The following is a 3,949-nucleotide window of genomic DNA, read 5'->3' as shown; positions in this document are numbered from 1 at the left end:
CGCGGGGGTGGCGGTCGCGCTGGCCCGGCGGACCGCGTCCGCTCTCGAGGGCGGGATCGACGGCCCGCTGCCCGAGTCCGCGGTCCGCGACGGGCTCGCGCGGGCGACGTGGCCGGGTCGGTTCGAGGTGGTCGACACGGCGCCGCTGACGGTGCTCGACGGCGCCCACAACCCGGCCGCCTGCCGGACGCTCGCGGGGACGCTCGCCGAGTACGACTACGAGGAGCTCCACCTCGTGTACGCGTCGATGCACGACAAGGACCACGCGGGCGCCGCGAGCGCGCTCCCCGACGCGGCCTCCGCGATCACCTGCCGGCCGGCGCTCGACCGCGCCGAGGACCCGGAGGTGCTCGCGGCCGCGCTCCGGACGGCCGGCGTCGACGACGTGACCGTCGGCGACGACGTGGCCGCCGCCCTCGACGCGGCCGTCGAGCGGGCCGGCCCGGACGACTGCGTGCTGCTCGTCGGGTCGCTGTTCGCGGTCGCCGAGGCCCGCGCGGCCCGCCTCCGGACCGTGACGCCGCGGTCGGTCGGCGGAGCGGGCGGCGGGAGGGCGGACGCGCGGCGCGGGGACGCCGACCGCCGCGGCGCCGTCCGCTCGCTGGAGACGGCCGGCGTCCCGCCCGACGACGCCGCGGTCCGCGCCGACGGCATCGACCACCGCGTCCTCACCCTCCGGCTGCGCGGCGACCGCGCCGAGCGCCTCGCGGCCGCGATCCGGGCGGTCGGCGGCGACGCCGCGATCGGCGGGCTCGGGGCGGGCGAGGGGCGCGTGCCCGGCGGCGAGCAGGTCCCGATCACGCTCGGGGGGACGGTCGCGGAGTACCGCGAACTCCTCGACCGGCTGCGGGCTCGGGAGGGCGCGGGGCTCGGGGGCGTCGCGGCCGACCTAGCCGACCGGCTCGGGCTCGACGGAGACGGATTCCAAACGGAGGGCGACGCTCCCGCCCCCGACTACCCCTGGACCGACGACACGGCGGTGATGGGGGTACTCAACGTCACGCCGGACTCCTTCCACGACGGCGGGCGCCACGAGGCGCTGGAAGACGCGGTCGCGGGCGTCGAGCGCATGGTCGCGGCCGGGGTCGACGTCGTCGACGTCGGCGGCGAGTCGACCCGGCCGGGCGCCGAGCCGGTCCCGACGGACGAGGAGATCGACCGCGTCGTCCCGACGATCGAAGCGGTGCAGTCGGTGCCGGCGGTCGCCGACGGCGACGTGCTGGTCTCGGTCGACACGCGGAAGGCGGCGGTCGCGGAGGCGGCCCTGGAGGCCGGGGCCGACCTGATCAACGACGTGACCGGGCTGGAGGACCCCGCGATGCGCGAGGTCGTCGCCGACGCGGACTGCCCGGTCGTGGTGATGCACAGCCTCGACGCGCCGGTCGACCCGACGAACGAGCCCGAGTACGACGACGTGGTGGGAGATGTTATCGCGTCGCTCCGCGAGCGGCTGGCGCTCGCCGACACGGCCGGGATCGACCGCGACAGGGTGATCGTCGATCCCGGCCTCGGCTTCGGGAAGTCGGCGGCCGAGGCGTTCGAGCTGCTCGACCGCGTCGGGGAGTTCGCCGCGCTCGACTGCCCCGTACTCGTCGGCCACTCGCACAAGTCGATGTTCGGTGCGGTCGACTGCGACCCGGACGACCGCGAGCACGTCACCGTCGCCGCCACCGCGCTCGCGGCCGACCGGGGGGCGGACCTCGTGCGGGTCCACGACGTGGCGGAGAACCGCGCCGCGGTCGACGTCGCCGCCGCGGTGAACGGGGCACTGCGAGAGGGAGGGGACGCCGCCGACGGAGGCGCCCCGAGCGAATGACGGCAGCGTTTTGCGTCGCGACGCCCTCGTGTGCGTATGGCCCGGCGTCTGCTGCTCGGCTGTAGCGCGGTCGGGAACACGCTCGTCGAGCGCACCCGCGAGGAGCGCGGCGAGCTGGTCGCGATCACCGACGACACCGGGTGGGTGTCGACGCTCCGCGACCGCAACGTCGCCACCGTCGAGGCCGACCCCACGGACCCGTCGGCGTACCCCGACCGCGTCGCGGTCGTGCTGGTCGCGAGCGACGACCCCGCGCGCAACGTCGCCGCCGCGGAGGCCGCGAGAGAGCACTATCCGGACGCGATGATCGTCGCGCACGTCGGGACGAACCCGACCGCGGCCCAGGGGGCGGCGCTGGAGGCGGTCGCGGACCGCGTCGTCGATCCGGTCGAGGCGATGGTCTCGCGGGTCCGAGCGGCGACCGACGCCGACGGCGACGAGCTGCCGGTCAGACTGCTGTCGACGCTCCGAGGCCTCTCCGGTCCCCTCCTCGTCGTCGCGCACGACAACCCCGACCCGGACGCCATCGCGAGCGCGATCGGCCTGGCGCGGGTCGCTGACGTCGTCGGCGTCCCCGCGGACCCCTGTTACGGCGGCGAGATCGCCCATCAGGAGAACCGCGCGATGGTGAACCTGCTCGACCTCTCGCTGTCGACGTTCGACGGGATCGACCTCGATGACTACGGCGGGGTCGCCCTCGTCGACCACTCGCGAGCGGGGATCAACGACAGCCTCCCCGAGGGGCACGCGGTCGACATCGTCGTCGACCACCACCCGCCTCGCGGGCCGGTCGCCGGGGAGTTCGTCGACATCCGGCCGGAGGTCGGCGCGACGAGCACGCTGATCGAGGAGTACCTCTCGCGGCTCGGCGTCGAGCCGGACCGACAGCTCGCCACCGCGCTGCTGTACGGGATCCGGATCGACACGAAGGACTTCACGCGGTCGACATCGATCCCGGACTTCGAGGCGGCGGCGTCGCTGTCGCCGCTCGCAGACGAGTCGACGCTCGAGCGCGTCGAGAGCCCGAGCGTGAGCCAGGAGACGCTCCGGGTGCTCGCCAGCGCCATCGAGGGACGCGACGTGCGGGGCTCGACGGTCGCCTCCTGCGTCGGCGAGATCAGCGACCGCGACACCCTCGCGCAGGCGTCCGAGCGCCTCCTCGATATGGACGGGGTCACGGTCACGTTCGTGTACGGCTACATGGACGGCGTGATCTACGGCTCCGCGCGCTCTCGCGGCGCGGACCTCGACGTGGGCGAGCTGCTGCGGGACGCGCTCGACCCGGTCGGCTCCGCCGGCGGGCACGCCAGCATGGCCGGCGCACAGGTCCCGCTTGGGATCTTGAAGGAGGTCTCGGAGTCGGAGTCGCTGCCGGAGGTCGTCGAGACGTTCGTCTCCGGCCGCTTCTTCGAGGCGCTCGACGACGCGCCCACGCCGCCGAGCGACACCTACCCGGAGTTCTCGACCGACTGAGCGGGCGGTCACACCGCGACGGGACCGAGAGCGGCCCGGCGGTCGGCCGTCCGCCGCGCCCGATGGCGCAACCTACATATCTCGCGGTGGCAAAGAACGGCACATGAGTGACAATACTGTCGGCCACCGCCGACTCATCATCGCCGGCACCGGCATTGCGGGGCTCTCCGCGGGGATCTACGCCGCGCGGTCGAACAACGACCCCCTCCTCATCGAGGGCGACGAGCCGGGGGGCCAGCTCACGCTCACCACCGACGTGGAGAACTACCCCGGCTTTCCCGAGGGCATCTCCGGCCCCCAGCTCATCAACGACATGAAGGCGCAGGCCGAGAAGTTCGGCGCCGAGACGCGCAACGGCGTCATCGAGAGCGTCTCGAAGGAGCCCGCGGGCCACTTCCGCGTCGAGCTCACGAACGGCGACGCCTACACCGCCGACGCCGTCATCGCCGCCTCGGGCGCGAGCGCCCGGACGCTCGGCGTTCCCGGCGAGGACGAGCTGATGGGGTACGGGCTCTCGACCTGTGCGACCTGCGACGGCGCGTTCTTCCGCGACGAGGACATGCTCGTCGTCGGCGGCGGCGACGCGGCCATGGAGGAGGCGAACTTCCTGACGAAGTTCGCCGACACCGTCTACGTCGCGCACCGCCGCGAGGAGTTCCG

General features: G+C 74.2%; 3 protein-coding genes. All 3 read left to right on the top strand.

Annotated features, from left to right (window positions below; all coding sequences use genetic code 11):
- Positions 1 to 1,816, top strand: a 1,816-nt coding sequence (folP, locus tag U4E84_RS16355; RefSeq protein ID WP_322533178.1) for a dihydropteroate synthase, incomplete at its 5' end; no start/stop codon positions are given.
- Between the two features lie 36 nt (positions 1,817 to 1,852).
- Positions 1,853 to 3,289 carry a bifunctional oligoribonuclease/PAP phosphatase NrnA gene (locus U4E84_RS16350; protein ID WP_322533177.1) on the top strand — a complete coding sequence of 479 codons (1,437 nt, stop codon included), beginning with the start codon at positions 1,853 to 1,855 and terminating at the stop codon, positions 3,287 to 3,289.
- 103 nt (positions 3,290 to 3,392) lie between these two features.
- The coding region (locus tag U4E84_RS16345; protein WP_322533176.1) for an FAD-dependent oxidoreductase at positions 3,393 to 3,949 on the top strand (557 nt) is incomplete at its 3' end.

Source organism: Halorubrum sp. AD140 (genome assembly GCF_034497445.1).
Lineage (GTDB): Archaea > Halobacteriota > Halobacteria > Halobacteriales > Haloferacaceae > Halorubrum.
Note: the sequence above shows the minus strand (reverse complement) of the source record. Positions and strands in the feature narration are given on the sequence as shown.